At 46.2% G+C, this 26077-nt stretch carries 22 protein-coding genes and 1 tRNA gene; 5 read left to right on the top strand and 18 right to left on the bottom strand.

Going from position 1 to position 26077, the window contains the following annotated elements:
• Positions 1-6 precede the first annotated feature (6 nt).
• Entirely contained in the window at positions 7-1470 is a 1464-nt protein-coding gene (locus OCU74_RS10910; protein WP_087479756.1) for a mannitol dehydrogenase family protein, read from the top strand.
• 121 nt (positions 1471-1591) lie between these two features.
• Here the strand turns inward: OCU74_RS10910 and OCU74_RS10905 are convergent, their stop codons facing one another.
• The 16 genes from OCU74_RS10905 to budA all read right to left on the bottom strand — a co-directional run bounded on the left by OCU74_RS10905 (position 1592) and on the right by budA (position 19102).
• Complete coding sequence (locus OCU74_RS10905) at positions 1592-2515, bottom strand: hypothetical protein (RefSeq protein ID WP_143693115.1); 924 nt, start codon at positions 2513-2515, stop codon at positions 1592-1594.
• Complete coding sequence (locus tag OCU74_RS10900; protein ID WP_087479754.1) at positions 2442-3101, bottom strand: 3'-5' exonuclease family protein; 660 nt, start codon at positions 3099-3101, stop codon at positions 2442-2444. Before OCU74_RS10900 ends, OCU74_RS10905 begins: the two co-directional genes overlap by 74 nt.
• 46 nt (positions 3102-3147) lie before the next feature.
• A complete protein-coding gene (locus OCU74_RS10895; RefSeq protein WP_087479753.1) occupies positions 3148-4149 on the bottom strand; it encodes an asparagine synthetase A in 1002 nt (333 codons plus the stop codon).
• Positions 4131-5054, bottom strand: a complete 924-nt coding sequence (locus OCU74_RS10890; RefSeq protein WP_087479752.1) for an HIT family protein — start codon at positions 5052-5054, stop codon at positions 4131-4133. The genes OCU74_RS10895 and OCU74_RS10890 overlap by 19 nt, the downstream gene beginning before the upstream one ends.
• 373 nt (positions 5055-5427) lie before the next feature.
• Positions 5428-7233 (bottom strand): alpha/beta hydrolase family protein, encoded by a 1806-nt coding sequence (locus OCU74_RS10885; RefSeq protein ID WP_087479751.1) that lies wholly within the window; start codon positions 7231-7233, stop codon positions 5428-5430.
• The gene (locus tag OCU74_RS10880; RefSeq protein WP_159457387.1) at positions 7208-8512 is read right to left on the bottom strand and encodes an MATE family efflux transporter; all 1305 of its coding nucleotides are present in this window, start codon (positions 8510-8512) and stop codon (positions 7208-7210) included. The genes OCU74_RS10885 and OCU74_RS10880 overlap by 26 nt, the downstream gene beginning before the upstream one ends.
• 459 nt (positions 8513-8971) lie before the next feature.
• Positions 8972-9604, bottom strand: a complete 633-nt coding sequence (gene nth, locus OCU74_RS10875; protein ID WP_087479749.1) for an endonuclease III — start codon at positions 9602-9604, stop codon at positions 8972-8974.
• A 49-nt stretch (positions 9605-9653) separates the two neighbouring features.
• Entirely contained in the window at positions 9654-10352 is a 699-nt protein-coding gene (locus OCU74_RS10870) for an electron transport complex subunit E (RefSeq protein ID WP_087479748.1), read from the bottom strand.
• The gene (gene rsxG, locus OCU74_RS10865) at positions 10349-10984 is read right to left on the bottom strand and encodes an electron transport complex subunit RsxG (RefSeq protein WP_087479747.1); all 636 of its coding nucleotides are present in this window, start codon (positions 10982-10984) and stop codon (positions 10349-10351) included. The genes OCU74_RS10870 and rsxG overlap by 4 nt, the downstream gene beginning before the upstream one ends.
• Before the next feature lie 8 nt (positions 10985-10992).
• Positions 10993-12039, bottom strand: coding sequence for an electron transport complex subunit RsxD (rsxD, locus tag OCU74_RS10860; protein WP_087479746.1), 1047 nt, complete (start codon positions 12037-12039; stop codon positions 10993-10995).
• A complete protein-coding gene (rsxC, locus tag OCU74_RS10855) occupies positions 12039-14288 on the bottom strand; it encodes an electron transport complex subunit RsxC (protein ID WP_261856142.1) in 2250 nt (749 codons plus the stop codon). Before rsxC ends, rsxD begins: the two co-directional genes overlap by 1 nt.
• A gap of 8 nt (positions 14289-14296) precedes the next feature.
• Positions 14297-14887 carry an electron transport complex subunit RsxB gene (rsxB, locus tag OCU74_RS10850; RefSeq protein WP_087479744.1) on the bottom strand — a complete coding sequence of 197 codons (591 nt, stop codon included), beginning with the start codon at positions 14885-14887 and terminating at the stop codon, positions 14297-14299.
• Entirely contained in the window at positions 14887-15468 is a 582-nt protein-coding gene (gene rsxA, locus OCU74_RS10845; RefSeq protein WP_087479743.1) for an electron transport complex subunit RsxA, read from the bottom strand. The genes rsxB and rsxA overlap by 1 nt, the downstream gene beginning before the upstream one ends.
• Before the next feature lie 355 nt (positions 15469-15823).
• Positions 15824-16582, bottom strand: coding sequence for an SDR family NAD(P)-dependent oxidoreductase (locus OCU74_RS10840; RefSeq protein WP_087479741.1), 759 nt, complete (start codon positions 16580-16582; stop codon positions 15824-15826).
• Entirely contained in the window at positions 16579-18285 is a 1707-nt protein-coding gene (gene alsS / locus OCU74_RS10835) for an acetolactate synthase AlsS (RefSeq protein WP_087479740.1), read from the bottom strand. Before alsS ends, OCU74_RS10840 begins: the two co-directional genes overlap by 4 nt.
• Positions 18286-18316: 31 nt before the next feature.
• Entirely contained in the window at positions 18317-19102 is a 786-nt protein-coding gene (gene budA / locus OCU74_RS10830) for an acetolactate decarboxylase (protein ID WP_087479739.1), read from the bottom strand.
• Positions 19103-19198: 96 nt separating this feature from the next.
• Between budA and OCU74_RS10825 the strand changes: the two genes are divergently transcribed.
• Positions 19199-20080 carry a LysR family transcriptional regulator gene (locus OCU74_RS10825; RefSeq protein ID WP_087479738.1) on the top strand — a complete coding sequence of 294 codons (882 nt, stop codon included), beginning with the start codon at positions 19199-19201 and terminating at the stop codon, positions 20078-20080.
• A gap of 90 nt (positions 20081-20170) precedes the next feature.
• Here the strand turns inward: OCU74_RS10825 and OCU74_RS10820 are convergent.
• Positions 20171-20246 (bottom strand) — tRNA-Asn (locus tag OCU74_RS10820).
• Positions 20247-20826: 580 nt separating this feature from the next.
• Here OCU74_RS10820 and uvrB point away from each other — a divergent pair.
• From uvrB to luxU, 3 genes are all read left to right on the top strand, one after another.
• Entirely contained in the window at positions 20827-22857 is a 2031-nt protein-coding gene (uvrB, locus tag OCU74_RS10815; RefSeq protein ID WP_087479737.1) for an excinuclease ABC subunit UvrB, read from the top strand.
• A 259-nt stretch (positions 22858-23116) separates the two neighbouring features.
• Positions 23117-24517: a quorum-sensing sigma-54 dependent transcriptional regulator LuxO gene (gene luxO, locus OCU74_RS10810; RefSeq protein WP_087479736.1), complete on the top strand. Its 1401-nt coding sequence runs from the start codon at positions 23117-23119 to the stop codon at positions 24515-24517.
• 2 nt (positions 24518-24519) lie between these two features.
• Positions 24520-24870, top strand: coding sequence for a quorum-sensing phosphorelay protein LuxU (gene luxU, locus OCU74_RS10805; RefSeq protein WP_087479735.1), 351 nt, complete (start codon positions 24520-24522; stop codon positions 24868-24870).
• A 126-nt stretch (positions 24871-24996) separates the two neighbouring features.
• Here luxU and yvcK read toward each other — a convergent pair whose 3' ends face one another.
• Positions 24997-25923, bottom strand: a complete 927-nt coding sequence (gene yvcK / locus OCU74_RS10800; RefSeq protein WP_087479734.1) for a uridine diphosphate-N-acetylglucosamine-binding protein YvcK — start codon at positions 25921-25923, stop codon at positions 24997-24999.
• Between the last annotated feature and the right edge of the window lie 154 nt (positions 25924-26077).

Raw genomic sequence — 26077 nt, 5'->3', positions numbered from 1 at the left:
AATGTAATGAAAAATATCAGTAACACACCATTAAATGAGTCGGTTATCTGTCCGAATTATAATCGCTCCCGGTTAAAGACCCGGATCGTCCATTTAGGGTTCGGGGCATTTCATAAAGCTCATCAGGGGGTTTTTACCGACGATGTCGTCAGAACGTCAGCGAGTGATTGGGGAATTTGTGAAGTCAGTCTGTTCAGTGGGCAGGCGATGATTGAAGCACTGAAGGCGCAGGATTGCCTTTACAGTGTGGTTGAAAAAGGCTCAGAGGCCACGGATGTCCGCGTGGTCGGTATTGTGACCGAGGCAATGCATCCGGCATTGGATGGTATTGAAACAATTATTGAAAAGATGGCCGAACCTCAGGTTGCGATTATCTCGATGACTGTGACTGAAAAAGGTTACTGTGTCGATCCGGCCACCGGTCATCTGGATCGCCAGCATCCGCTGATTGCTGCGGATATCGGAAATCCGTCAGAACCGAAGTCTGCACTGGGTTATATCGTACAGGCGCTGAAGCTGCGTCGGAAACGGGGTCTTGCACCGTTTTCTGTGATGTCTTGTGACAATGTTCAGGGAAATGGTCAGGTTGTCAAACGGGTCGTTATTGATCTGGCTCGCAGCCAGGATGAAGCGTTGGCGGACTGGATTGAAACCCACGTGACTTTTCCTTCGACCATGGTGGATCGCATTGTTCCGGCAACAACGGAAGAGACATTCCGTGACATTGCCTCTCGTTTGGGCGTTCAGGATCGATGCGGAATTTCCTGTGAACCATTCCGTCAGTGGGTGATTGAAGATCATTTTGTAGCAGGACGGCCCGAATGGGGAATTGCCGGAGCACAGTTTGTCGAGGATGTAACGCCTTATGAGGAGATGAAGCTGCGAATGCTTAATGGCAGCCATTCATTTCTGGCGTATCTGGGTTATCTGGGAGGATATGATTATATTTCGGAAACCATGCGGGACTCAGGGTACAGAAAAGCGGCTTTCGATATGATGATGCAGGCTCAGGCTACGTCGCTGAACATGCCGGAAGGAACGAATCTGGAGGCTTATGCCGAATTATTGATTAAACGTTTTGCAAATCCGGCACTGAAGCACAAAACCTGGCAAATAGCGATGGATGGCAGTCAGAAAATACCATTCCGGATTGGTGGCAGTCTGCGGTTTCATCTGAAACAGGGCAGTGACTTCCGTTGGTTGGCTGCTGGTATTGCCGGCTGGATGCGTTATGTCGCCGGAATTGATGAGCAGGGACAGGAGATTGATGTGCGTGATCCGCTGGCCGGCTCTCTGAGAGAAATCTGTGATGCTCATGGTCTGAATGTTTCAGTCGTACCTGCCTTACTGTCGGTTGAAGCCATCTTTCCGCCGGATATCGGTCAGAATCTCCGGGTGATTGAGGCGGTCAGTACAGCTTATCAGTCTCTGGTTGAACATGGCGCCAGAGCTACAGTTGCAGCGTTGTAAGGGATAATTCAGGAATAAGAGTATTCAACCACGGAAGGTCAACGTCCTGGCTCTTTTTACTGAGTCGTGAGACAGCTTGCCCGGTCCATTGATGGTATGTTTGATGAGGATCGGGTAAACCTCAACTGTTGCCACTCTTCGAATAGTGTTCGTGGATCTGCTGGTTGATACGCTCCAGCAACTGATTGTCATGAGTGACAGGCTTCACCACCATCAATTGAGCCCAGTAATGTGCAAATATTTCGGATAGTTGCGTCAGACAATCAAACATACTCTGTTTGTTCAGATGATGCGGGTAAGTGAGTGATAACTGTTGCAGTATGTCGTCGGGTAATAGCTGTTCAATGCGTCGGTGACCGTCCATTGGCGGTAGATCCATATGAATCCTGATCAATATCAGTAATGCATGTTCGCGGCTGAAATCGATTGAACGGGCCGCCTGAAATAGTTCTCCCCGGGCTATTTTGCAATAGATAAACCATTGCCAGGCGCAGAATTTCCTGTAAATCAATGCAAAATCAACAGGTTGTTGCCGCTCTTTGGGTTGTTCATCAAAAATATCGCCGTTTTCCTGTAAGCTCAGGAATTTCTCCGGTAATACCTGATTTTGTTGTTGCAGGCAGATGATTTCGGCATCAACCTTAACCAGCTCTCCGTCGACCTTAAGGTAAAATACCAGCAGGTCTGGCATGTTGATATGCTCGGCTCTGAACCAGGTTAATAATTCTCCGTATTCCCGGATATGTTGTACAAAAGCCGACTGAACAGCCGATAGTTGGGTGAAATCGGCGACATTGATGTATAAGTCAATATCTGAAAGGCCATCGACTTCACCGCTGACTAAACTGCCTTTCACCGCAAAACTTAAGTCAGTTGTACCATGGCGAAATAGCAAGCAATGCTGAAAAGTTGCCTGCAATGCAGGATACGGCGATAACCGATGGATTATTTTCTGTTGGTTTTCAGTCATATCACGCAGTTTTTCCCCGTGTTGCATCAACACTTTCAATCCGTCCGTATAGCTCGACAGCTTTTTCTTCAACATCAAGATGACCGGGATTCCCTGCGGCCAGTATATTTCTCAGCCAGCGCCAGGACATTAAGCCCATCACCGCGTCTTCCCCTGCATCATGTTTTTTAGGCCAGCGGGCTTCTTCACATTTGATATTGAATGTTGCTGCGAACTTTGCCATTTTTTTCCATGTTGCGCTATTGGGCCGGACACCTTGATAAGGCATGATATCACCGAAAGTGTATATGACACTGTTGAGTTCAACTGAATGAAAATGCAGATACTGATAAAATTTAGGCAGTGTCTTTCTGATAAAAGGTTTATCAAAGGCGGCAACTTCCCAGCCGACAGGGACGATGGAGCGTTCTGTTATACCTTTATCTTTGAGCCATTGAACCAGTTGTTCATCCACTTCTGCTGCACTTGGCCCTTCTTTAATACTCTCCGGAGTAACACCGATCACTTCAAGTGCTTCAGGATTATAATCAAAAGAATCCCAGGCAATGCGGGAGCAAAAAACCTCGGATTCAGACAGAGCGACACCGATCTGAATCAGTTCATGTTCCTCGACGCGAGAGCCTGTCATTTCACCATCGACTCCTGCAAAAACCAAATTCATATTCATTTCCTCTCAACTCTATTCGTATCACTGAATGCAATGATGCCTATGGCTCAGTTTTGGCGTCGTTAAAACGGGCCAGAATCTGCATGTCCCGAATATCGTCATGGCTCAATACCCACATCAGAAAGCGCTCAACCCCCATACCAAACCCTGAAGTCTTCATCGGTGTTTTTCTTTTCATCTCAACATACCAACGGTAGTCTTCAGCAGGAACCTGATGCAGTTCCAGTGCGTCTAAGGTCTGGTCCGCGGTTTCATGACGCTCACCTAAACCGATAATTTCCCCTAAACCAAAGAGTAAATCGGCGCAGGCGGCAGTTTTTCTGTCCTGATCAGCATAAGCCTGATAGAAAGGAACCGACAGATGATCATAGTGAGTCACCCAGGCAAATCCCTTGAAATGCTCGATTATTTTTCTTTCACCGGCGTGAGTAATTGTACGCCAGCCGCCCTCGTTGACTTCAATGTAAGCAGGGTCGTGATTTAAGATTTCAGCGGCTTCATCGAAGGTGACACGGGGTAAATGACCTTTGTGATTGACTAATTGCTCCAGATGACTGATATCACCGGAATATTCGGCAATTCGTGCTGAGAATTTGTCTAAAATACCTTTAGCCAGATGTTTGATATAACCTTCAGCTAATGCCATGGTTGCTTTCAGATCGACAGGGACTTCTATTTCACTGTGGTAAAACTGGCACAGGTGACGTTTGCTGGCGTTTTCTCCTCTGAATGAAGGCATGACATAGTAGCTGCCTTCATCAAAAAAGCGGCAACCATACTCAAGCATAAACTGCATTGAGTCAGCCAGATAAGTCTCTATACCAAACAGATCAATTTTAACCGGCAGGGAGTCGCTTCCTAACCCCATAGGGCTGGAAACGGCGTTGGTTGTGACAGGCAAATGCATCGTTTTGAGTGATTGTGAGTCCCAGTAACGATAAGTTTCTACCGACACAAAACTTTGTAGTTCAGCCAGCAGCTTATACCACGGGTTACCTAACAAGTGTAAAAATCTATCTTTATCTAACCAATTTCCATGCATTGTCCCGGCTCCAGATGCTTAATAATGTGTTGTGTCCAGGATTGTCTTTCGCTCAGTGCCACTTTGTTCAGCTGGGAGCGATCCTGATATTTATAATCAGTTCCCTGTGCGTATGGAGTCATTTCAACGACCAGATGATCAAAGTGTTGGTCTGCTTTGACTCCGGTTTCACTCCAGACACTCAATCCTATCGGGTCGTAAGCTTTCTCCAGCGTATCTGCCAGACGACTGACCAACTGAATCAACTCGCTTCTTTCCGGCTCTGATAGCGCGAGGTAGTTTTCTACCGGTCGTTTGGGCAATACCACCAACGCGCCCTCAGCTCTGGCGTATTCTGGAATTACCGCATAAAAGCAAGGTGTTTCCTCGATCACAACGCCTTGTGCACGCAAATCATCCAGTGGCTGAGTAAACTCTTCCATCTTCTGATCCTTCAGTTCAAACTTGGGTTGAAAGTGATTGATATCTGATGTCACGGACTGAATCCGTTGAGCATTTTTACGGAGCTCATCAACAGGAATCCAGGGGATTTCTATACTGGGTGCAAAAGAATATTCGGTATCGTCGAATCGTGTCTGGATTTGAAAGTGCATATGGCAGACGGATTGTCCGGCTCGTATTCCAGCATTGCAGAAAGTATGAAATGCACTTGGCTCATAGGCTAAACACACTGATTTGGCTGTTTTTTGTAAAACTTCCATAACGCCGACGGCTTCTTCGGGTTTTAAATGAGACAGTTGTTCTACATGACGTTTAGGGCTGACTAATACTGCACCTTTACTACGCCTGTTTACTGCCATAAACGAGACTGCATGCTCATTTTCAAAAACGATTGCACTGGGGATTCGGCCGGAGATGCACTCACAGAAAGGACAGGGGAATCTTTCAGGTTTTTCATAAGCCATTCATACACCTTCCTAGATTAGTATCAATTATGTTTGTTTTAATCAGTGTGTTGGGTGTTAATTTTTTGTTTCTATTAGACTGGGTTATTTTCACCCAAGTAAATTAATAAAACTGAAATATAGGATATTTAAAAATGCACGTAAATAGCTAAATTTATTGATAATTTTAACTATTATTCGGGAGGAATTCTGCTGGATTCTAAAATTGTGAGTTGTCAGGATGAATTTAATATATTTTATTAATCGATGTATTATTAACAAACAATTAACCTTGTTTTATGGCCGTTTCATCAAAGTTTTATCTCCACATCAATGTGATTTAAGTATTAAAAAGAATTTATTCTTATAAGAACTTGCAGAAAAGTTTCATGTCTCATGGTTCCAGCAACCACTGTAAAGTTTTTTCCAATACAAGTTTCATCTGGGAAGGTCGTTCAATGCGATGCTTCATCCCTTCGATAAAGTATCCCTGATGTTTCACCTGATTTGTCTTGCAGTAATTCAGAAGCTCCCGGCCACATATTGGTGGTACTCTGAAATCGTCCTGACCATGAAAAATCAGTGTTGCCGGTTTATTCTGTGGCGAAAGAGCAGTGACTGAGCTGGCTGCAAGTTGCTCCTGTGTCAGTGGTTTGCTGTGGGGCAGGTAATCATCAACAAAGTCAGGGATATCGGTAGACCGGGCATAAGTATACCAGTCACTGATAGCTGCCCCGGCAATGATTTTGCTGAAAATCTGACTGTGAAAACCACTGTATGCAGCAATGAAACCTCCCTGACTCCAGCCAATACACACCGTGTTATTCCGGTCGATGGATAAGTGCTGTGCCAGCGTCTCAACAGCGGAACAAATGTCCTGACGGTCCATCACACCAATGGCGCCAATATTGGCTTGGGTAAACTCCTGACCTCTGCCCAGTGAGCCCCGGTAATTAGGCTCCAGAATGACATATCCCCGGGCCAGCAGTGCCAGATAAGGCGCATACCAGTGACATTGACTGAAAAGCTGATGTTCGGAAAAATCCTTAGGGCCACCGTGGATCACCACGGCTAGCGGTGCATGAGCTAAACGGGTTTTATCACCGGTGAAGCGTAATACTCCCTGTAAAGGCAAGCCATCACTGGAAAGCCAGTTAAACTGTTCTGTCTGACCGAAGTCGAAATCAGACAACGCCAGAGTATTCTGGCTGATATTGATCAGCATACCATCTTGCATATTCAGCCGGTATATTTCAGGAAAAGTCGTATGTGACTGGCCGATAAAAGCAATGACCATACCGCTGATATCCGCATCAATCCGACTGCTCTGTTCCATCTGGATATTGGTCAGATTGTCGGATGTAACAAAAGCTAAACGGGCGCTCAGTTGATCAACATAGCGTATCAACAGTCCCTGATTGCCGTATCCGATAATCTCTGCATCTCTGTCCAGATTTTTGGTCAGACACTGATAACCGGATTGACTGATTTGCCACACCAATTGTTGAGCATAGCGTTTGTTTTGTGCTTTGCCTTGGACGAACAGCCATTGATTACAGTCGCTGAACGCTTTGGCACATAAATCATAAGCTTCAGGAGTTTCAACCGGCAGCCATTGCAGTTTGCCTGAACTGGATATTGTTAGCTGGTAAATATGATTAATCCCAGCTTCTTTACCTGACAGCGTTACAGCACAGATATCAGGAGAAAGTTTATTGGAAATCAGGCTGATCACCTGGTCGCCGTAATCTGAATATTCACAGGTTAGATGTGTTGAAGTTGTTAAATCAATATAGTGTAACTGCTGATCATCCCGGGTACTGAAAATGACACCGCTTTGAAAAGCGGTAAAGTGGCGGATTTCAAGTGGGCTGATCTGTCTGAGGGATATTGCATCGGACAGATTGTCAGTGTTCAGGCTGTATAAATGGTAGCGATCATCAAACCGGCCTTGATCCCACAATACTAGCAATTGTTGTGTCGAGAGCCAGAGAAACTGTCTGATATTTCCTGTTTCAATGATCCGGTGATGAATATTATGAGACGAGTCGAAGACAAAACCCACCCGCTCGAACTGATCGCTTTCTGGATTAGCAACCAGTTGACTGTAACTCACCATTCGACCCGCCGGGCAAAGAGCAACACGGTCGGGGCGGGCGATGTTCAGTAACTGCTCAATTGATGGAAACTGTTTTCCCATTATCTTGTGCTTCTCTACTCAGTACTTTGTTTTCGGCTCGCTTGAGCATCACAACAGCGACTACTCCGGATAAGATATTGGCGATGAGCAATCCTATGATAATACCATGAAAGCCGTTTAAATAATCGGCAGCCAGCACAATTGGGATACAGAATACCCACATCCTGATCACACCGAGTTTAAGAGCGGTGTATGGTTCGCCTAATGGATTACAGCACGAAGATGCGATAATTTGACAGGCCAGACCGATGAGGCTGATTGGTACGACATAGAGATAGAATGCACTATAGGCGATGACCTGAGGATCGTCGCTGAACAAGGCACTAAGCAGACTGGCGAACAAGACGAAAAACAGTGCATTGAGCACACCCCAGATAACACTGAATCTGATGCTGTAGTTGATTGCAGTTTGTACCCGAACAAATAAACGATGACTGAGGTTCTGACCGATGAACGGTCCGATGATCACAGATAAGCCGGTAATAAATATCATCGAAACCGATTCAATTCTGCTGCCGACACCAAAGGCTGCAACAGCAGCATTGCCATGTTGAGCAATTATCATGGTGACGACGCCCATCGAAAGCGGAGTGAGAACTCTGGTTGTCCCGACCGGTAGTGCTATTTTCAATACCCGCCGCCATACTGACCAGATTTGTTGTAGCGGGGGAATTGAGAACGTGAGCAGGTTCATTCGGTAATATAAGTAATAAACAGCAATGAGTGTTGAAATTAGTCGGGCAATTACGGAAGCCCATGCTGCACCGGCAATTCCCATTCCTTCGAATACGCTTCCCAGACCAAAAATCAATATGGGATCAAGGGCCAGATTCAATAAGCTGGAAAACAGCATTAACATTGCTGGAAATTGAGCATTACCGATACCTCTGACAGCGCTATTACCAACAATCGGTAATACAAGCAAAGGCATGCTCAGATACCAAATCAGCATGTAACTTTTGGTATGTTGCAGCACAGCACCGGATGCTCCGAGTAAAGAAAATACCGGTTCGATAGTCATTGCACCAAGAAAGGCAAACAGACAGGAAAAAATTAATGATAATAGGATGGAATAACTGCAGACTTTTTTCCGCTCGTTTTCCATGTTCTCTCCGGTTACTTTCGAGATGACAACGGACAGTCCGATTCCTAAACCAATGGTCAGGCTGCTTAAACTGAAAATGATCGCAGGGGTAAATGAGATAGCTGCTAATTCTTCGACACCCAGTTGGGCAATAAACAGAGTATCCGCCAGATTAAAACCAATAACAGATAACATTCCGATTGCCGTGGAGAATGCCATCGAATTGATTTGACGGGTGACTTTGTTTTCTAATACAGGGTTACTGGAATTAATGAGACACCATCCTTTGGACGCAATAGCATCCCTGAATCTTATGACTGTATGAAATACCTCAAATCGCTGCTTTACCTGCATCAGATGATTTACTCTGAAACTGCATCCAGAGGTTGGCCGGGGATGACAACGAAGACATTCGGTTTTGTTCAACCGGGCTGAACGTACGAGCAAAGCATATTAAAACAAGTGAATAATGTTGTCTATTACATCGCAGAGGAGGTATTTCTCATTTCAGAACTATTTATGAAAGAGTAAAATACACAGTGGGCCGGAGGTAATGATTGATTTACTTAATAAGAAAACAAGGACGTCAAATCATGATGTTGTCCCTGTTTTGACTGAATTTTATTCTGATGTTTGTTCAGTATAGAAGTGTGGCTATTCCACTTTTTCCTTAAACTCACACAGATCTTCAATAATGCAGCTACCACATCTTGGCTTTCTGGCGACACAGGTATAGCGGCCGTGCAGAATCAGCCAGTGGTGAACGTCAATTTTGAATTCCTTAGGAACCACTTTCAGCAGCTTTTGCTCGACTTCATCAACATTCTTTCCCGGTGCAAATCTGGTGCGGTTGGACACCCGGAAGATATGGGTATCAACCGCAATTGTCGGCCAGCCAAAAGCAGTATTGAGCACCACATTTGCTGTTTTACGTCCGACGCCGGGCAATGATTCCAGAGCTTCTCTGTCTTCAGGAACTTCGCCCTGATATTTATCCAGCAGGATTCGACAGGTTTTAATGACATTTTCAGCTTTAGAATTAAATAATCCAATTGTTTTGATATATTCCTTCAGCCCGTCAACCCCCAGTGCCAGAATTGCCTGAGGTGTATTGGCAACCGGGTAGAGTTTGTCGGTCGCTTTATTGACACTGACATCGGTTGCCTGGGCCGAGAGCAGGACAGAAATAAGTAGTTCGAAAGGAGAATTCCAGTTGAGTTCAGTCTGAGGTTTGGGATTATTTTCCCGTAGTCGTTCCAGAATTTCGGTCCGTTTTTGCTTATTCATTGCGTCGTTGTTTCCAGTTGAAGTTTTTATAATTTGAGTATTGTTTTTATTATTGAGTGACTTTAGTAACCCGGGCTCTTTCAATCTTTGGTTTTTCCTGTTGCGGTTGGCGGGAAGCAATATATCTGTCGATACTGCTTTTCAACGCAATTAAAAAACCGACGCAGATAAATGCACCCGGAGGAAGCAGTGCCAGCAGAAAACTGCTGTCAAGATGCAGGACATCAATGCGAAGGACTCTGGCCCATTCTCCCAGTAAAAGGTCGGCACCATCAAACAGAGTACCGTTACCGAGTAATTCCCGAATCGCACCTAAGACGACCAGAACGCTGGTCATTCCCATGCCCATCCAGAAGCCGTCCAGAGCAGAAGGCAGAACATCATTTTTAGACGCAAATGCTTCAGCCCGGCCGATAATGATACAGTTGGTGACGATCAGCGGGATAAAAATACCTAAAGAGAGGTACAAACCAAATGCAAATGCATTCATGAGCAGTTGTACACAAGTGACAAGGGCCGCGATGATCATGACAAAAACCGGAATCCTGACCTCTTTTGGCACATAGTTTCTAACCAGTGACACGGTTACATTTGAACTCACCAGAACGGCCAGAGTGGCAATACCAAGTCCCAGCGCATTCGTGATGGTTGAAGAAACCGCCAGAAGAGGGCATAAACCGAGTAGCTGAACCAGTGCCGGGTTATTGTCCCACATACCATTTTTCATCAGATCCCGAGATAAACTCATGATTGGTCTCCGTTGCAGTTATAAGGTTGACGATAAAGCTGTTCCCGGTTCTGGTCAACAAACTGAGTGATCCTCTTCACTGCTTTGACAACGGCTCTTGGTGTAATTGTTGCACCGGTGAACTGGTCGAATTGTCCCCCATCTTTACGGACTTTCCACTGCGATTCGTTCTCAGCGGTAACTTTCTTACCGGTAAATGCCAGTATCCAGTCGGTGATACGCAGATCAATTCTGTCTCCAAGTCCCGGAGTTTCCTGATGAGAAAGTACCCGGGTTCCGGTGATAACGCCTTCATTATCAATACCGACAATCAGTTTGATTGCACCGTTGTAACCATCGGGAGCAATGGTTTCAATCGCCAGACCTGTCGGTGTGTTATTTTGACTGGCAACGTAAGCATGGAGTGTCGGTTGTCCGGTTAAATAGGGAATATTAACGATTGTACAGGCATCAGAAAGTACGTTGTCGTGTGCTTGTGGCGGGATGACCTGATCCAGAATAGAGAGGAGCTGTTTTTGTTCCTGTTGTTCAATTCTGTTTTGAGTCAAATAATGAGTTGTCGCAACGACGCCTGTTGATGCACAGGCAAAAACAGCGAGGATCAGTCCGTTTTTTCGAATTGCAGTTAACATAATGCTCCTCAGTGTCCGTAGGTTCTTGGTTTCGTATAATAGTCGATTAACGGAACGCACATATTGGCCAGAATAACGGCAAAGGCAATACCATCGGGGTAGCCGCCCCAACTGCGGATAATAAAGATCATTATACCGATGAAAGCACCGTATATCAGGCGGCCTTTGACCGTGGTTGATGCAGTCACCGGATCCGTTGCGATGAAGAATGCTCCGAGCATTGTAGCACCGGAAAACAGATGAATCAGCGGAGACGCTGTGGTCTCGGCTCCCAATAGCTGACAGATGACACTGGTTACAATTAGCCCGGTCAGATAAGCGATCGGAATATGCCATTGAATGACACGAACCCGAATCAGTAATAAACCACCCAGCAGATATGCCAGATTCACCCATTCCCAGCCTATACCAGCGAGAGAATCGAATTGTTTTTGCGATAGTGCTTCAGATATCGAATGACCAGTCCTGAAAGCATTCTTGATTGCATCCAGTGGCGTTGCCATGGTGACACCATCAACACTGACTCTGAGTTGTTGCAGAGACAGCCCATGGCTGTTGAATCCACTGAAAATAACGGAAAGTGCATCAGTAAAAGAGGTACTTTCTGCAGCCAGTGATTGCGGTGGAAGCCAACTGGTCATCTGAACCGGAAAGGAAATGAGCAGAACCACGTAGCCGATCATTGCCGGGTTAAAAGGGTTTTGTCCAAGACCGCCATAAAGCTGTTTGGCAATAACAATCGCAAAAATTAAGCCGATGACAATAACCCACCAAGGGGAGAATGGTGGAATGGCGACCGCCAGTAACCAGGCGGTAACCAACGCACTATAATCTCGCAATGCAGAAACCGGAGAACGTTTGCGCAGTTTCATGATCAGGCTTTCAAACCCGACCGCAACAAGAATGCCGAAAATTAACTGAATAAATGTACCCCAGCCGAAAAAGTAGGTTTGTGCGATCAGTCCGGGGCAGGCGGCAACTGCAACCCACTTCATTAAACTTGAAGTACTGCGTTTTTGATGAGCGTGTGGAGAACTTGCAATAAAAAATGCCACTACTCTTCTTCCTCCGTATCAGAAGCTGATGATTGTTGCTGTGCTTTTCTGGCTTTAGCGCGGGCAATTGCAGCGGCGACGGCGGCTTTCTTGGGATCTTCTGGCGCGGTCACCTCGGTTTCGGTGCTTGCTGTGTCAGAGGATTCAGCGTTGTCCGGCTCAGGCTGCTGCAGTGCTTTTCTGGCTTTGGCGCGGGCAATCGCAGCTGCGACGGCGGCTTTCTTGGGATCTTCTGGCGCGGTCACCTCAGTTTCGGTACTTGCTGCGTCAGAGGATTCAGCGTTGTCCGGCTCAGGCTGCTGCTGTGCTTTTCTGGCTTTGGCTCGGGCAATTGCAGCGGCGACGGCAGCTTTTTTGGGATCTTCTGGCGCGGTCACCTCGGTTTCGGTACTTGCTGCGTCAGAGGATTCAGCGTTGTCCGGCTCAGGCTGTTGCTGTGCTTTTCTGGCTTTGGCTCGGGCAATTGCAGCGGCGACGGCAGCTTTTTGAGCGCCATTCTCTTTATGTTCAGTTTTCTGTTCAGGGGAAGGCTGAACCGGTTCGACCGTTTTTTCTGCCTTGCGTGCTCTGGCTTGTTGTTTGCGTTCTTCTCTGAGTTTGATCATCTCAGCATTATCAGGTTCGCCGGAACCGGCTTGTCGGGCAGCTTCCTGTTTCGCTTTGGCCCGGGCAATCGCTGCGGCAACAGCCGGTTTGGCATCTGGCTGTGCCTGAGCACTTTTAGATTTTACCCGCTCAATTGCAGCAGCAATGGCATCCTGACCACCACTTTCTTTGACCATCGCCTGACGGCGGCTGTCGGCTGCCTGTTTGAAGCGGTTTTCTCTTTCCTGCTTGTCCCGTTCCATACGGGCTTTCTTCTCTTCGAAGCGAACTTTGGCCCGTTCGGCTGCTTCAGCTTCCTGCTTCCGGGTTCTGATTTCTGCTTTTGCCTGACGATAGTACTGAACCAGTGGAATCTCACTCGGGCACACATAAGCACAGGCGCCGCATTCAATACAATCTTTCAGGTTCAGTGCTTCGCATTTATCATACTCTTCGGCTTTTGCATGCCACTGAAGTTGCTGAGGAAGCAGAGATGCCGGACAAGCTTCTGCACACTGACCGCAGCGGATACATGCCAGTTCATGTTGTGCAGGGGATATCTCTTTCCGGGTCGGAGCCAGAATACAGTTGGTTGTTTTGGTTACGGGAACATTCGCATGAGGAAGTGTAAAGCCCATCATTGGGCCACCCATGATCAGACGGGGGAGTTTTTTATCCGCCCGGTAGCGATATTTTTCCAACAGATGACGGACTGGCGTCCCAATCAGTGTCCAGACATTACGGGGTTGTTCAAATGTTGCCCCGGTTAGTGTCACCAGCCTCTGGATTAATGGCTCTCCGTGAATGATAGCTCTTTGAATTGCGTGAACTGAACCAATATTCTGTACCATGAGCCCGATATCTGCCGGGAGTTTATCTGCCGGAACTTCAAGATTGGTGAGTATCTTGATTAACTGTTTTTCTCCGCCGGAAGGGTATTTTGTCGGGATAACCCGGATGACGATGTTCTTGTCGGTTGCAGCGGATTCCAGTGCGGCGATAGCCTCCGGTTTATTATCTTCTATACCAATAATAATTAGCTTCGGAGATAAGATATGTTCGAGTATATCGAGACCCTGAATAATTTCTCTGGCGTAATGTTGCATCAGGACATCATCTGCTGTGATATAAGGTTCACATTCGGCAGCATTGATAATAAGGATCTCTGTTCGGGCCAGTCCGGAGAGGATTTTTTTTGCAGTTGGGAAACCTGCGCCGCCCATTCCTGAAATACCGGCCTGACGAATAATCTCGATAAGATTTTCTGGGGAATGCGATTGATAATCAGGATAGGCCGTATGTTCACACCATTTATCCTGCCCGTCGGGTTGAATAATTACCGCCAGTTCCGGCAGACCGGAAGGGTGAGCGGAAGTCCGGGGTTCGATCGCAGTAACAACTCCGGAAGTCGGCGCATGAATTGGCAGGTTAAATGCGGACATCGATTTCGTCAGCGGCTGCCCTTTTAAAACGTGTTCACCGGCAGAAACCAGCAGATCTCCGGGTTTACCAATATGTTGCTTGAGTGGAAGTACCACTTCATCCGGTATTGTCGCTGATTCAGGTAGTGTCTGATTAGACTGACGTTTGTTCTCCGGTGGATGGATACCACCAGGGAAATCCCATAACCGGCCTGATTTGATTTGTTCGATTAATGACAGCATATCAGTCCTTAATGGTTATTATGATTGGGTAAGGAAGAGGCTGTTTCAGTCACATTGACGACAGGAATCGCATTCATTTGCCATTTCCAGGTTTCGGTTGTCGGTCGGACCGGGATCATTTCAATACAATCTGTCGGGCAGGGAGAGACACAGAGATCACATCCGGTACATTCATCTTTTATCACTGTATGCAGTGCTTTTGTGCCGCCAACAATGGCATCTACCGGACACGCCTGAATACATTTCGTGCAGCCGATACACATATCTTCATGAATAAAGGCGACCATTTTGGTGTCATCACTGAGGTCATGAGCAGATTCGGGAACATCAACACCCATCAGATCGGCGAGTTTTTCGATCGTTGCCTGACCTCCGGGAGGACATTTATTAATGTTATCACCATTGGCAATGGCTTCAGCATAGGGACGACATCCCGGATAACCACATTGACCACATTGGGTCTGAGGAAGAATCGAATCAATTTGATCAACGATTGGATCGCCTTCAACTTTAAAACGAATAGAGGCATAGCCTAGAATCGCACCAAAAACAGCGGCAAGTACCGCGAGTGCGATAATGGCAATAAGAATTGCGTTCATTACAGTTTAACCAGTCCAGTAAAGCCCATGAATGCAAGCGACATTAGTCCCGCGGTAATCATTGCGATTGACGCACCTTTAAACGGTGTCGGGACATCAGCAACGTTGATTCTTTCCCGCATCGAGGCAAACAGAATTAATACCAGTGAAAAGCCAACAGCAGCACCGAACCCATAGATGACCGATTCGATGAAATTATGGTTTTCGTTGATATTTAATAAAGCGACGCCTAACACAGCACAGTTCGTAGTAATTAACGGTAAAAAGATACCCAACAGACGATAGAGGGTCGGGCTGGTTTTATGCACAACCATTTCTGTGAACTGAACTACAACCGCAATGACCAGAATGAAACTCATAGTACGCAGGTAGCCGATATCAAATGGCTTGAGAATATAGCTTTCGACCAGATAGGAACAGACAGAAGCCAGTGTTAGCACAAAAGTTGTTGCCAACCCCATGCCTATCGCTGTCTCCAGCTTTTTTGACACGCCCATAAAGGGACATAAGCCCAGAAACTTAACCAGTACGAAGTTGTTTACCAGCACAGTGCCGATCAGCAACAAAAGGTATTCGGTCATAATTTGCCGCTTGTGATTCTAATAATCTTTTTATTATCCAGTTTTATATGCGGAATAACAACCAAGGAAGTCTATGGTTTTTCTGATGCCCGGTATTTTTGTCATTGTGTCGTATATTCAGTGTGGTTTTTCAGGAACCGGTGCTTACAAGGGAAGATGGGGAAGAAAACAGTACAAAGGCCCGGAAAACAAACGAGGATATGCTGATCACGTTCGGTCGCATCGGGCAAGAAAGCTGGGTGCAGAGTCATGATGTGTTGTTATCTATTGCAGGATAAGCCTGAGAGGCGACAGTTCAGTTCTGAGGGGCAAGATTGCTCTCGGGACTGCTCTCACTGAACTGTCGGTTTTAGGCTTACACGATTTTAGGCTGCCCATCAGATGCGGTGGCACCACCGTCTACCGGTAGGTTTACACCGTTAATGAAAGAGGCGTCATCACTCGCCAGAAAAGTAACCACCGCTGCAATTTCTTCTGGCTCAGCGGCACGGCCCAACGCAATTCGTTCATTGAATTTATCGCGAATGTCCTGTGCCCACCCGTTGGTCATGTTGGTTTTTACCAGACTAGGGCAAACGGCATTGATGCGCACACCCTCAGCACCGTGATCCAGTGCCATCGCGCGGGTCAGATTCACGACTGCACCTTTGCTGGCACAGTAGAATGCAGCACCCCAGTCACCACCCAGACCGGAAACGGAGGCGGTATTAACGATGCAGCCTTTGGTTTTCAGCAATTCAGGTAAGGCAAACTTAGCGCAATAAACCACACCATCAATATTGACCGAAGAAATCTTCTTCCAGTCATCGACACTGCCTTCAAGGACGGTTCCCGGAATATGCACGCCGGCATTGTTTACCAGAATGTCCAGTTTCCCGAAACGGGCGACGACGCTGGCAATCAACGCTTCCACTTTGTCTGGGTTGGACACATCAATGGTGTGAGCTGAGACGCGTTGCTTATCGAAATCTTCAATTGCTTTAGCAAGCTGTTCTTCATTCCAGTCCGCTAAGGCAATGTTTACTCCTTCTGCGTAGAGGCGCTTTGCGATAGCGAGTCCAATACCATTGGCGGCACCTGTTACCAAGGCAACTTTGTTGTGTAAGCCTCTCATACGAGTTCTCCTTCATGCTGGCGAATAAAAATGGGATCCTGATTCTTTGCTGTGCGCGGCAACATCAGTTTGTAGTTGTCGCTGTAATCGACAGGGATGGCTACGACCGACGGGCCTTCAAAGTCCATAGCTTTTTTCAGGGTATCAGCCAGTTCATATTGACTGGTCACTGCGAATCCTTTGGCACCGAATGATTCGGCATATGCTTTGAAATCGATCGGGCCGAATTTCACACCAGAGAAGCGCTGATATTTTTTCATTTCCTGCATTTCAACCATATTGTAGGCGTTGTCGACCCACACAATGTGGAGGATGTTGCATTTCAGCCTGACTGCGGTTTCCAGCTCCATACTCGATTGCATGAAGCCGCCGTCTCCGGAAACGGAAACCACTTTACTGCCGGGTTTGAGCAGGCTGGCGCCAATCGCCCACGGCAGAGCGACCCCCATAGTTTGTTGTCCGTTGGATACGAGCATCTGACGAGCGCGGAAACAGCTCAAGTATCGGGCAATCCAGATGTGGAAACTGCCCATGTCGAGACAGAGGGTGGTGTCTGGCGCAATGATCGATTGCATCGCTTTGATTAGTGTCAGTGGATGGAAGCCCTGTTGGTTGTATACATTTGGATAAGTTCTGATGATCTGGCGTTGCTGAGCCACTTCTTCCAAAACGGACATCGCCATCGGAGAGAGGCGGGAATAGCCAGAGATGCGATGATTCATCTGATCCAATGACTGGGCAATGTCGCCGACAATCTCCACGCACGGTTGATAGTTGAGCTGATACTCGGCCGGTTCAATGTCAAGGTGAATGACCGGACAGCGTTGGCTGTTCCATAACTCGGGATCATATTCAATGGGACTGAAACCGATGGTGAGGATCAGATCCGCATCGCGTAACAGTACGTCACCGGGCTGATTGTTGAATAAACCGACACGACCGGCAAAGTTGTGATAGTAGTTGATATCAACGGTTCCCGCTGCCTGATAGGTACCGACAACCGGTAAATGTGTTTTTTGCAGAAACCGAGCGATAGAAGCTGCGTTTTCGCTACGGCTGGCGTGCAGACCGAGCAAAACCACACAGCGCTGAGCGGCACTGATTCGGTGAACGGCTTCTTCAATCGCAGTCATGTCAGCACAACCGGGGTGAATGCACGCCGAGGGAACAATGATGTCACTCTGAGTCTGTTCGGACAAAACATCCTGAGGCAAACTGAGGAAACAAGCGCCCGGACGGCCTGACTCGGCGATGCGAAATGCGTTGGCGATGATTTCACTGGCAGCGTCTACATGCTGAACTTCGGCACTGAACTTCGTGATCGAACGAAAAATGCTGACCGTATCCATACTTTGGTGAGTTTGCTTTTGTTGGTCAGCTCGTTTAACGGCGCCGCCGATGGCAATCAGTGGATCTCCTTCTGAATTGGCGGTGGCGACACCGGATACTAAGTTGCCGCAGCCGGGACCGGAAGTAACCATAGTGACACCGGCTTTGCCGGTTAACCGACCGACGACACCGGCCATAAAGGCTCCGTTGGCTTCATGACGGACCGGAACCATCTGAATACTAGTGTCTTCAATTGCATCAAATAATCGATCTATTTTGGCTCCGGGAATACCGAAAATATATTGGATACCGAGTGACTCCAGTTGCTGAGCAATCAACTGAGCCCCGTTTTTGGTTGAAGGTTTGGATTGCATGGTGTTGTCCTTGTTATTTTGCCTGACATTGTTATTTTTCCGCCTTATCGATGGCGGTACGAATATCTTCCGGAGCCAGATTCGCACTAAGAAAATCCGCAGAAGCCGGTGTATCGATCACCAGCCGCGACACTTTGCCAATCTGGAGGAATCCGGATGAAATACAGTAATCCTGAATGTGGCCGCCTCCTTGACGGTCATCGGTAATGAAATGTTCGTGATAGCCGGGAACATTGATACCTGTGGTATATCTGGGGCTGCGAAATCCGGCGATGACACCTTGCTTGTGTGTGAAACGGAATGTGGGTTGTTCTTTGACAACCTCAAGCATGGGTCGGTAGGGACGGTTTTGTTTGGGCACCGTGCGGGTGCGGACAAAGTCGAAGACCCCATCAATGCGTAATGCACAGAACATATTGTCGCTTGGAATCATGCTATCGATCAGTTGATGAACGGTCTCACGGGACATCCGTGATGTCAGTGGTAGCTCAATATCTGCTTTAAAAAAAGTCATCACCGCAAAAGGCGTTCTTTGCGTCATATCTGCCGGATTGGCTGAGCCATCCGACTTGAGCTGAAAAACGTGCTTATCAAACGCGATAAGTTCACCATCGAGTTGGTTGAATGTTCCCAAGCCAAAATCGCCGTGTTCCAGTAACTGTTCTACGGTCGTCGAGCCTTCATAAACGCCGGCAATCAAGGCGCTCATTAACGAAGTCTGAAAAATTTCACCATCATTGGTCACGTGATGATATTCAGCAAATTCTTTTGCTATATCGAGCGAACAGTCACATTGAGGGTTATAGAATCCGCGCATGAGTTAATCCATTGTGCAATCAATTGTATATTTAGATTGACTTCTTTACCGTACTAAATCCAATATAAAAAAGATTTATTTTGATATGGAAAAAATATGGAATTCCGTTACCTCAAGTATTTTGTTGCTGTTGCTCAGACGCGTCATTTTACAAGGGCAGCTGAACAACTTGGGATTGCCCAGCCACCACTGAGTCAGCAGATTAAAAAGCTGGAGTATGAATTGGGCGTAGACCTGTTTAAACGTTTATCCAGAGGGGTGGAACTGACTCTGGCTGGGGAAGTGTTTTACGCCGATGCGGTGAATATTCTCGCTGATGTGGAACGGGCAAAAGCGAAAATCAGACAGATTGCCCGTGGTGAACATACGGAAGTAAGGATTGGGTTTGCCACTTCAACTTCAACCTGTATTCAGGTACTGGAGAAAATGGGCCGTCTTCAGCATGAGAATATTAACCTGAAGACCGCTGAGCTGCCGATGTCAGAACTGGCTGCTCAGTTGACGAGCAAACAGTTAGATATTGCGATCATGCGGTTGCCTTGTTACGCCAGTGAGTCTTTTGAACGCAGACTGCTGCTTGATGACCCGTTTGTGGCGGTGATTCCTGCTGATCATGCATTAGCGCAATTTGATTGTATCCGGATGAAACAGCTCCGGGAGCAAAAAATTTTACTGTTTCCACGTGAAACCGGTCCCGCTCTGTTTGATGGTATGCATACACTTTTCGCCGATGCCGGTATACGGCTTGAACCACATCTTGCCGCGCCGCAGCTGCGTACGACGATTGCGATGGCACAGGCTGGGCTGGGTATTGCGATTGTGCCGTATTCACTGGCTGAGCATCTGGATAACTCGGTTGTTGTTGCGAAAATCGAGGATATCAAACTGACTAGCCGAATCGTGGTTGCTTGGGAAGCATCCAATCTTAATAAGCAAGTGCTCAAGGTGGTGGCAAAGCTCAGCCAGACTGACGAGTGATGACTAGGGGCTGTTGATCTTTCGTGGTCGATTAGAAATCACTGGGCCCGGAGACAAAAAAGACGCCTGAGGGCGTCTTTTTTCTGAATTTGGCTCCCCCTGCGGGACTCGAACCTGCGACATACGGATTAACAGTCCGCCGTTCTACCGACTGAACTAAGGGGGAATAGTCGAAGAGAGGCGGATGTTACTTATCCTGACAGGATGTGTCAATATTTCTGCTGCAAAAAAAGTTGAGAAAACAGGATAAAAAAAACTTTACTTTCTTGTATCCCTTGCGGCTCTAAGGCTTTATTTACTTATCCACCAAATTTGTGGATAAGTGTGTTAATGAAACTTGGTTAAACTAAAGGGTACATGAAGTGGTGGTGGATATGTATTGGAAATATTATCATTTTCTGTTGTTATTTATATGAAAATAAATGATTTTTATATTTATTCACAACATTTATAGAAAGGTTGGGAATGATAATTAAGTACGAAATATGTTAACAGATATATCCAAATTGGGGAAAAGTAGTGGATTATTTTTTATAGAAAAAAGGTGGGTTTCCGCGCGAGGGTAGGCAATATATCAAAACATTTTCCTGATAGCCAGATCATTTTAGGATAGTGTGATTTGTTTTGTAAAATAACTTCTTGCCACTGAGTTGTGAAGCCAGCGACAATAGGAGAGATTTATTTCCATATCGTATTGTAGTTAAAGGATACGGGTTCTGAATAAATGAGATGGTGCAGAGGGAAAGATGAGTAAGACATTTGAACTGGTTTCTGCGTATCAGCCTTCCGGAGACCAGCCGGCAGCAATTCAGCAACTGTTGGAAGGACTGGATGCAGGTCTGGCACATCAGACACTACTCGGCGTTACCGGTTCGGGAAAGACATTTACGTTAGCCAATGTAATTGCTCAGGCTCAGCGCCCGGCGATTGTACTGGCACCAAACAAAACGTTGGCAGCGCAGTTGTTTGGTGAGATGAAAGCATTTTTCCCCAATAATGCCGTGGAATATTTCGTCTCATATTATGATTATTACCAGCCGGAAGCTTATGTTCCGACGACCGATACATTTATTGAGAAAGATGCTTCCGTGAATGCGCATATTGAGCAGATGCGGCTGTCGGCAACGAAAGCATTGCTGGAGCGGAAGGATGCCATCATTGTTGCTTCGGTTTCTGCTATCTACGGTTTGGGTGATCCGGACTCTTATCTGAAAATGATGCTTCACCTGCGGCGGGGAGATGTGATTGATCAGCGTGCCATGCTCAGGCGGTTAGCTGAATTACAGTATACACGTAATGAAGTTGGATTTGAGCGGGGCCAGTTTCGTGTGCGTGGTGAAGTGGTTGATATCTTCCCGGCTGAATCGGAGAGTGAAGCGGTTCGGGTTGAGATGTTTGATGATGAAATTGAGCAGATCAGTCTGTTTGATCCTCTGACCGGAGCAGTAATTCAGAAAGGTTTACCTCGTTATACGGTTTATCCGAAAACCCACTATGTTACCCCGAGAGAACGGATTCTTGATGCAATCGAACAGATTAAGGATGAGCTGAAAACCCGGCAAGCCTACTTTATTGAACAGAATAAATTACTGGAAGAGCAGCGAATTTCTCAACGGACACAATTTGATGTCGAGATGATGAATGAGCTGGGTTTCTGTTCCGGAATTGAAAATTACTCCCGTTACCTGAGTGGCCGCAACGAAGGTGAGCCGCCACCGACACTATTCGATTATTTACCACATGACGGCATTCTTGTTATTGATGAGTCGCATGTGACTGTTCCCCAGATTGGAGCGATGTACAAAGGTGATCGCTCCAGAAAAGAGACATTGGTTGAATTTGGTTTCCGTTTACCATCAGCTCTGGACAACCGACCTTTAAAATTTGAAGAGTTTGAATCATTAGCGCCACAGACCATTTTTGTCTCGGCGACCCCGGGGCCTTACGAAGTGGATAAATCTGGTGGTGAGATTGCGGAGCAGGTTGTCCGTCCGACCGGATTATTGGATCCGGAACTGGAAATACGTCCGGTAGCAACCCAGGTTGATGATTTGCTGTCAGAAATTCGTGTTCGGAGTGCCCGGGATGAGCGGGTATTGGTGACGACACTGACGAAGCGGATGGCTGAAGATTTGACGGAGTATCTGCATGAACACCATGTCAGAGTACGCTATCTGCATTCCGATATCGACACCGTAGAGCGTGTGGAGATTATCCGGGACCTCCGTTTGGGAGAGTTTGATGCTCTGGTCGGAATTAATCTGTTGAGAGAAGGTCTGGACATGCCGGAAGTTTCTCTGGTAGCGATTCTGGATGCGGACAAAGAAGGCTTTTTACGGTCTGAACGTTCTCTGATTCAAACGATTGGGCGTGCAGCCCGGAATATTCGCGGTAAAGCTATTTTATATGCTGACCGGGTAACTGGTTCGATGAAACGGGCAATGGACGAAACGAACCGCCGTCGAGAAAAGCAGCAGCATTATAATCAGGAGATGGGGATTGAACCTCAGGCGCTACGTAAAGACGTAAAAGATATTCTGGAAATTGGCGATATTACCAAATCAAGGCAGAAACGTAAGGCGCCACAGGTTCCGCTATCCAAAGTGGCTGAACCAGATTCCGAATATGCATCTCTGACACCCCAGCAGCTTGAAAAAGAGATCAGTAAGCTGGAATCACAGATGTATCAGTATGCTCAGAATCTGGAATTTGAACAGGCAGCGCAAAAACGTGATGAAATCGAAAAACTTCGCCAACAGTTCATTATAAACAGCTAAAATAAGAGTACGGATAAAAAAATAGCCAATAGAAATAAAGTCTATTGGCTGTCAGAATGTGAATATTATATTCACTAACAACGTCAGTTGGCTAGGTGACCCGTTAGGGTCAACGTATATGAAGCATATACTGTGCCAACTATATATACTGGAAATGTTCGTTTTGAGAGCTTGTTTCAAGGATTTTTAAAAAAATATTTGCAATATGCAACTCTCAATGCGATCATTGTGCAAAATGCAATTTCAAGTTGGCTAAGTTATGCAATCTGAACAGTTACCGCAAAAAAGCAGATATCTGCTGATGGTTGAAGATACGGCTTCTGTTGCCGTGTTGTATCGTTCTTATCTGAAACCTCTGGATATTGACATCAATATTGTCGGTACGGGAAAAGAGGCGTTGGATAGTCTTGAAAAACGAGAGCCTGATCTAATCCTGCTTGATTTGCGTCTTCCTGATATGACAGGGATGGATGTTTTACATGAAGTAAAACGGAAATACCCTGATGTCCCGGTTATTTTTATGACGGCCCATGGTTCAATTGATACAGCCGTTGAAGCCATGCGTTATGGTGCCCAGGACTTTTTAATTAAGCCGTGTGAAGCGGATAGATTACGTGTCACGGTGAACAATGCAATTCGGAAAGCTTCGAAAATTAAGAGTGAGTCCGATGATCCACGCAGTCAGAATTATCAGGGTTTTATTGGTAGTAGCCAAACTATGCAGGCTGTCTACCGGACTATTGACTCTGCTGCAGCCAGTAAAGCCAGTATTTTTATCACTGGAGAAAGTGGGACCGGGAAAGAAGTCTGTGCTGAAGCCGTACATGCTGCCAGTAAGCGGGGTGATAAACCTTTTATTGCAATTAACTGCGCTGCGATTCCCAAAGATTTGATTGAGAGTGAACTGTTTGGGCACGTAAAAGGTGCTTTCACCGGTGCAGCAACTGATCGTCAGGGTGCTGCTGAGCTGGCTGATGGCGGTACGTTATTTCTGGATGAGCTCTGTGAAATGGATTTAGATCTGCAGGCAAAACTGCTGAGATTTATTCAGACCGGTACATTCCAGAAAGTTGGTTCATCGAAAATGAAAAGTGTCGATGTCCGCTTTGTATGTGCAACGAACCGGGATCCTTGGAAAGAAGTTCAGGAAGGTCGCTTTCGGGAAGATTTGTACTATCGTTTATATGTCATTCCTCTTCATCTGCCGCCACTTCGTGAACGTGGCGATGATGTGATCGAAATCGCTTACTCTTTATTGGGCTATATGTCCAAAGAAGAAGAGAAGGATTTTGTCCGTCTTGCTGCTGAAGTTGTTGAGCGCTTCAGACAGTACGAATGGCCGGGGAATGTACGTCAGCTCCAGAATGTTTTGCGAAATGTTGTGGTGTTGAACCAAGGGAAAGAGATCACTCTGGATATGTTACCGCCGCCGCTGAATAAACCGAAAGAGAATTATTTACGTTTGGTGCAGCCAATGATGGAAGAGAAGAAACCTTCTATTCATGAAATATTTCCTTTATGGATGACAGAAAAAATGGCGATAGAAAATGCGATTGATGCATGTGAAGGAAATATCCCGAAAGCTGCAGGCTATCTAGAGGTTAGTCCTTCGACTATTTACCGTAAACTACAATCATGGAATGCAGAAGAGAAAGCATAAATATGAAGGAAATTATGAACCAGGAGACGATTTCGTCATTGGGTCGGGAAATCGGAGAGGAGAACATTCCGGTCTTACTGGATATTTTTCTCGGGGAGCTGGAGAATTATCAGGCGACGTTATTGGAAAGTGAAGGTTCATCACGGCTTGAATTGCTAAAAGAGATTAGCCACGCTTTAAAAAGTAGTGCGGCGAGTTTTGGTGCGGATCGTTTATGTGCAATGGCAATTGATATTGATGCCCGTGGAAAAGAGGGGCGTTTAGCCGATACGGCACAGGAAACACAAACACTAGTTAAGTTATTACGTGAGACGTTTGCATCTTATATGACTTTAGTTCAGCCCGAATCCTGAAAAGTCAGCTTGATTAACATTCAATCATATCTCACCGGTATTTTGTGAATTTCTACTAAATACCGGTTTTTCTTATCTAATAAAATTCCTACCCAGATTGAAAATTATAAGCTTTGGAGAATCTCATCATTTCGTCATATAAAGCTCAGTAATGAGTAGCTCTTCTATAGCCTGTTTTAATTTTTCCCGTTCGTGTCGCCATCCTTTGTTTGGTGAAGCAAGTTTGCGAACGACTATCCTGCAGCATTTATCTTCCAAAGGGGCCGGAGATGCACCACATAAAACAACATCCACTTGTCTGCCACTACAGGCTCGCTGACACCAGATAAGTTTCCGGTTGAGATTCATATTCCGGGCAGGACCATATTCCGGAGCCAGATTATCAATATAAACTAATATGGCCTGACGGTTTTTTGCTATAGCTTTGCCAAGTTCCGGAAGTAATAATGGCGGCATCACACTGGTGAGAAAACTGCCAGGACCGAGGATGATGGCATCAGCTTGTGCTATTGCTTCGATTGCTTCACGGGTTGCCGGAACCTGAGGGGAGAGTTCGAGCCGGATTAGATCCTCGGTCATTTCATCAACGCTTGTTTCTCCGGTGACAATCTTTCCGTCGACTGAGAGAGCTGTTAAATCTGACGGATGTTCGGACATCGGTAAGATATTGATTGATACATTCAGGAGGGTTCGGATGAGGTTAATTGCTTCAAGCGGGCGGACTGATAAGTTGTCCAGAGCTGTCAGCATCAAATTTCCCAGATTATGACCATCAAGTTCTCCCTGTCCCCGGAAGCGGTACTCAAACATCATTGATGCCGTCGATGGTTCGGTGATCAATTGATTAATACAATTGCGAGTATCTCCCCAGGCAATTCCTCCCTGACAATGGCGGATTCGTCCGGTGGAACCACCATTATCTGTCGTAGCAACAATTCCGGTCGCATTTGAACCAAAATCACGAATTGCTGCCAGAACACGACCCAGTCCATGTCCTCCGCCAATCGCGACAATTTTTTTTTCCTGGTAAAGTTTATTTTGATACTGATTCATTGTTATCGTTATTTATAATTTAATCGCTAGAAAGCCTAGTTGAATTTTTTGATCTGGGATACCTCTTTAGTAATATTTTGACTGAATTCTTCAAATTTTTTCATAAGAAAGTAGATCCATTCAAAAAAATTTGTAAACTAAATAACATGCTAAT

Origin of the sequence: Vibrio mangrovi (assembly GCF_024346955.1) — a bacterium.
GTDB lineage: Bacteria > Pseudomonadota > Gammaproteobacteria > Enterobacterales > Vibrionaceae > Vibrio > Vibrio mangrovi.
This window is presented reverse-complemented; position numbering and strand designations above follow the sequence as displayed.